Annotated in this window: 5 protein-coding genes; 1 reads left to right on the forward strand and 4 read right to left on the reverse strand. The window is 57.8% G+C overall.

All coding sequences use genetic code 11. The features are described from left to right. From A3730_RS14345 to A3730_RS14355, 3 genes are all read right to left on the reverse strand, one after another. Positions 1-742 (reverse strand): aconitase family protein (locus tag A3730_RS14345; RefSeq protein ID WP_255364268.1); only part of this gene is annotated, 742 nt, incomplete at its 3' end. Between the two features lie 306 nt (positions 743-1,048). Next, the gene (locus tag A3730_RS14350; RefSeq protein ID WP_363970953.1) at positions 1,049-1,300 is read right to left on the reverse strand and encodes a YgjP-like metallopeptidase domain-containing protein; all 252 of its coding nucleotides are present in this window, start codon (positions 1,298-1,300) and stop codon (positions 1,049-1,051) included. A 339-nt stretch (positions 1,301-1,639) separates the two neighbouring features. Continuing rightward, the gene (locus tag A3730_RS14355; RefSeq protein WP_231880486.1) at positions 1,640-1,813 is read right to left on the reverse strand and encodes a hypothetical protein; all 174 of its coding nucleotides are present in this window, start codon (positions 1,811-1,813) and stop codon (positions 1,640-1,642) included. Between the two features lie 99 nt (positions 1,814-1,912). Between A3730_RS14355 and A3730_RS14360 the strand changes: the two genes are divergently transcribed. Then, on the forward strand, positions 1,913-2,557 hold the full coding sequence (locus A3730_RS14360) for a lysophospholipid acyltransferase family protein (RefSeq protein WP_231880648.1): 645 nt from the start codon (positions 1,913-1,915) through the stop codon (positions 2,555-2,557). Positions 2,558-2,681: 124 nt separating this feature from the next. On the opposite strand, the gene A3730_RS14365 is transcribed toward A3730_RS14360, so the two are convergent. Next, on the reverse strand, positions 2,682-5,371 hold a 2,690-nt coding region (locus A3730_RS14365; protein ID WP_063538303.1), incomplete at its 5' end, for a parallel beta-helix domain-containing protein.

A 5,371-nucleotide genomic window follows, 5' to 3' on the forward strand; every position in this document is an offset into this window, starting at 1 on the left:
TGGCGATGGGCTGGCCAAGCATGGCGGCTTCCGCTTCGATCCCGCCCACGCCCCAGCCCAGTACGCCCAGGCCGTTGATCATGGTGGTGTGGGAATCGGTGCCCACCAGGGTGTCCGGGTAGGCATAGGTGTTGCCGTCCTCGGATTCGGACGACCACACACCCTTGGCCAGGTATTCCAGGTTCACCTGGTGGCAGATGCCGGTGCCCGGCGGCACCACGCGGAAGTTGTCGAAGGCTTTCTGGCCCCAGCGCAGGAACTGATAACGCTCCCGGTTGCGCTGGTACTCGATTTCCACGTTCTCTTCGAAGGCTTGCGGGTTGCCGAACTTGTCCACCATCACCGAGTGGTCGATGACCAGATCCACCGGTGTCAGCGGATTAATGCGGCCCGGATCGCCGCCGGCCTTCTTGATGGCATCGCGCATGGCCGCCAGATCCACCACACCGGGGACGCCGGTGAAATCCTGCATCAGTACCCGGGCCGGGCGGTAATTGATTTCCTTGTCCGAGCGCTTGTGTTCCAGCCAGCGCATCACGGCTTCGATGTCGGCGCCGGTGACGCTGTCACCGTCTTCAAAGCGGAGCAGGTTTTCGAGAAGGACTTTGAGGGAAAAGGGGAGCTTGCTGAGATCACCCCAGCCTTTGTCGGCGACCGCATTGATATCGAAATAATGATAGGTCTTGCCGTTGGCTTGCAGCGTTTTTTTGCTGTTCAGGGTGTCCTGGCCAATCCGTGTCACTACACACCTCCTGGGCTCTGATTGGAGTCCCGCGCGGGCGGAAATAGAACGGCCGCCAATGCGGAACACTGGCGCAGGATCAGTACAACATTGCCACAAACCTAGGCACTGATGACCCTGCGTTATGACGTTAAGTCATTTCATACTACGCCCTTATGGCGGAGACATGAAACTGCCGGCCATGGTCTTTTCTGATATTCGCGATTGATAATGTAAATGCTTGTTGAATAAAGAGGTTTTTGACGTTTTCGTGCTGTTGGAGTGGGGCGTCAGGGGGCAATCTGGTTCTTGCCGGCGGTGCCTGTGTCAGCGGTTGCGTGTGTCCTGCCAGAGAAGCCAGAGCCGGGTATCCAGTTCCAGTTGATGGTAGTCCGGCGCCATGTGCGAACAGAGCTGATAAAACGCCTTGTTGTGGTCGGTTTCTTTGAAGTGAGCCAGTTCGTGGACCACGATCATGCGCAGAAAGGCTTCCGGCGCTGCCTTGAACTGGCTGGCGATACGCAGGCTGTTATGGCTGCGTAATTTGCTGCCGTGAATGCGGGTGTGCCGGGTATGCATGCCAGGGAGCCTCTGACTCACCCCTTGCATGCTCAGCGTGACCTGAAGTGTGCAGCTGTTGTGTTTCGGCACGACGGGCAGGGTGGTTCCCTTTACTAGTGGCGAAGCGCAGCAGATGTGCGCTTCAGGTCTCGCCCTACGGGGCTTTCAGGCTGGTCCGCACTCGTTGTTGCCCTTTCTCGACAGGCAACCAGCATGCCTTTAAAAGTGCGCCTAGATTGCGAACCAGCCTGAAAGCCTGAGTATACAAGGGGTGAGTCAGAGGCTCCCACGCGCCTGACTCAGCGTTTTCAGCTTGGCATCGTAATGGGCTTTGCCCAGTGGTGGCGCCTTGCGCAGCTATTGTTGCTTGAGGGGGTTGGCGTATTGAAACAGGGCCTTGTCACCTTGAATCTCATGCTTGTCGGGATAGCGCTGTTGCAGATAATCCCCCAGCTGCCCCTGGTCCAGCAGGATTTGGGCCTGTTGCTGGATCTGGGCGGGGTAGCCTGTCAGGTAGTGCAGGGTGTCCATGGGCCGGTTATCGCCTTGTGAGTGCGTTGGGCGTTAGTGCCAATGTGATCATTGGGCCGCGTGCGTATGATCGCCGCTCTCTTTGCAATGGACAATCCCATGCCATCAGCCCTGGACTCTGATTATCCCCGTCGCGGAAATGCCTTCTCCCGGTGGCTTGCCCGTGGCTTTTTGCGCCTGGCAGGCTGGCGGGTGACCAACCCCATGCCGGCGGTGCCCAAGGCGGTAATTATCGGCGGGCCGCATACGTCCAACTGGGATGGCATTTATACCCTGGCGGCCATGATGCAGCTGGGGCTGGATGCTCACGTGATGATCAAGGACAGCGCCTTCAAGGGGCCGTTTGGGGCCATTCTGCGCTGGATGGGGGCGTTGCCCATTGCCCGGCACAAGGCGGGTGGTGTGGTTGAGCAGACCGTGGAGCAGTTTAATAGCCGCGACAAGCTGGTGATGGTGGTGGCGCCGGAAGGCACCCGGGGCGGGGCGACACAATGGAAGACCGGCTTCTACCGGATCGCCCAGCAGGCGGGTGTGCCGATTGTGGTGGCCACTGCGGACTACCGGAAAAAGGAAATTACCTTTGCTCGCGTGATTGAGCCGTGTGGCGATGTAGAGAAGGATCTGGCCGAAATTTTTCAATGCTATGCGGCCATTCATCCGCGTCATCCGGACAAATTGTCTGCACCGTTGAAAGCCATTCGAGATAAAAAGAAGAGCGCTGGACGCCAAACGCCTGATGCCTGATGCCTGACGCGTATAGCGGCCGCAGAGCGGCTAGGGTCTGTTAACAGGCCCTAAGAACCCTCCCTTTGCAGGGAGGGGGTGTTGCACTCCCCTCCGATGGTGCCGGAGAGGAGGGAGGGGGCTATCAGTTACAGGCGCTAGCGTTCGTATAGCTGCTATCCACCACATTATTGATCCACTGATCCATCAGCGCGGTGGCTTCGCCATGGGCAACGCTGCGGGCAATCGGTGGCATCATTTTCTGCGGATCATCTTCTGCAGCGACGCGACAGGAGACGATGGAGCTGCCTGCGCTGCCGGGAACCAGTACATGCTGGCGACCACAGGAGCCGCCGCCGGTGGCCGTGGGCTTCTTGCACACCCCGTAGCTGGCGTTCACATCGCGGAAGTGATCCAGGTAATAACCGGTGTTGGACGCGGCGCCCTTGTCGTTGTGGCAGTGCTGACAGTTCACTTCCAGATAGGCACGCACACGGCTTTCGATATCCGCCGCTGAGTTGGCGGTTTCACCGCTGTCACCGGGCACATTCCAGCGCGGCAAGTGCTCAATGTTGGTGGCCACCCCATTGCTGATGGTCAACTCCGGCACGCCGGTCAGAATCCCCAGATCTTTCCACTGCTTGATCTGGTTTACCGCCGGGAAGCCGGCCTGACCGCTGGTGCCCATAAAGGCAGATTCTGCTTTGTAGGCACGGTTCAGGTTACGCGGCTTGGGCCCAATGGGGGCACTGCCAGCCGGTTGGTCATCATTGGCGTGACAGGTCACGCACTGGTTACCGTTAGGAATGGTGTAACCATCGGTGCTGCCGGTGAGCAGGGTGTTGGAATCCGCATCACGGTAATGCCAGGCAACCGACGCGGTGCCCCCGTTCATGGCCAGACGCGCAACCCTCTTGCCGTCTTCTTCTTCCCAGATGTAGGGCAGGCCTACCCAGACGGCGCTGTCCTGGCTGTTTCTGCGTTTGATCAGCAAGCGGGTTTCTACCGGGACTTCGGTGCCCTGGCTTTCATCGGTGAAAGCAAAGGTTTTGGCAATCACGGTGCCTTCCGGGAACACGATGCTGCCGTTAACGTTGTTGCCGTCCTGGCCATCGCTGTACACCGCCTGCTCGCCGGGGGGGACAAACACGACCCGGTACTTGGTTGAGTAGTCAGAGAACAGCTTGGTGTTCAGCACAAAGGGCTGGCCACTTTCATTGGGCATGCTGCGTGGATCTTGCGCATCGGCAAACAGGTTGTACTGATCCAGCGTCGGGCAGTTGTAGTTCAGTGCTTCGCGGTTGATCTCGCCGTCGGCAACTTCAGCGCTACAGTAGAACTCTACAACTTCATCCGACGGTGCAGGGTCAAATTCACCGCTGGGCTCGAAGGGCGGAATTTCTACCCGCGGCAATGATGGCAACGTTTTGCCAAAACGGGCCTGGCAATCATGATCAGACAGATTGGTGTCCGAAGGCAGGTTGAGCAGCCCTTCCAGCACATCTAGCAGGCCTGTGGGAGACAGAATGGAAAAATCCTGTTCCGCAATGGCCAGTACCAGTTCCAGGCCATCGGTACCATGGAAGTTCAGATAGGGTGCGCTGTCGCTGTCCAGATCGTTATCGTGGATACAGGAACCCCACTCCGGCTGAATCCGCGCTTTGTTCTCGTCAAATTTGTAGGCGTTGTAGTGGCAGCTGGGGTTGGGGTGCTCGTTGGTATGGATAGGCTTGCCGCTGTCCCACATGGGAACCGGATCGCCGTTGCTGTCCACCGGGTAGGGGCAGTCTTCGTCCAGATCATCGCGCAGGCCGTCCCAGACAATGTGTGCCCCTTTGCCCAGATTGAGTATGTTTGTCAGGCTGCCCAGCAGTTGAGTCGGGTCGTTGAGGGTGGGCAGGTTTTTCAGCCCGATCAGGGTGGGTAGCACGCTTTCTACTTCGCCGTTTGCCAGTTTTTCCAGGTCCGGTGGTGGCAGGTCATAACCGGAATTTTTCATGACGTTATTGTGGATGTGCAGCCCTTCGGTATAAGGGTCGAGTTTTTTATCGGCGGTATTGTTTTTGCCATCAATCAGTTCATAGCTGGCGTAGATAACGGCCGCGGTGCTGTGATCTTCAAAGGTGTTGTTGAGCACTTCGATGTTGTCGTAGCCGAGGGTAATAAAACCGGTGCCGCGGGGTACTACCGATACCAGGCCGCTGTGGGCAAAGTTGTAGGTGTTGTTGTTGCGAGCCACGTTGTTGATCATTACCGAGGTATCACCGTAGCGGGTGATGTTTTCCAGGTCGTAGATCAGGAAGGCGCCGGTATTACATTCGGCGATGTTGTTGTCGTACTCGCCGCCCTGAACGTTTTCGATTTCAAAACCCATCACGTTATAGGCCGCACGGCTGTCGCGGATGATGGCGGTGTTGGTCTGGCCCACATAAATGCCGGCATCGCTGGCGCCAATGGATTCACTGCCTTCCACCAGAATGTTTTCTGATTCTACCGGGTAGATCCCGTAGCGGCCGCTGGCGGAGCTAGGCACATAATCCGGGGTGGGATCGCCTTCATTGAACGGCGGGTTGGTACAGGAAACGTGCACGCGTTCCGCGTAGTTATCTGCGGTGATCGGTTCGCCACCGCCGGACCAGATGGCCCGCACGTTGCGCAGTGTGCCCCATTTGACACTTTTGAGTTTGAAGGCATCCCCCGGGGAATCCAGGATGGTCAGGTCTTCCACGGTAATGCCGCGAATGTTCAGGGCTTCCAGGCCGGTCACGTTGACACTGTCCTTGAACGACAGAATGGTTTCGTCTTTGCCGCAACCTTTGATCAACACATCTTCGG

This window comes from Alcanivorax sp. HI0044, from assembly GCF_001634945.1.

What these genes read in the sequence shown, in the direction of transcription:
- A3730_RS14350 (WP_363970953.1), bottom strand. Translation starts at nt 1,300, where the DNA reads ATGCATACCCGGCACACCCGCATTCACGGCAGCAAATTACGCAGCCAT.
- A3730_RS14355 (WP_231880486.1), bottom strand. Translation starts at nt 1,813, where the DNA reads ATGGACACCCTGCACTACCTGACAGGCTACCCCGCCCAGATCCAGCAA.
- A3730_RS14360 (WP_231880648.1), top strand. Translation starts at nt 1,913, where the DNA reads ATGCCATCAGCCCTGGACTCTGATTATCCCCGTCGCGGAAATGCCTTC.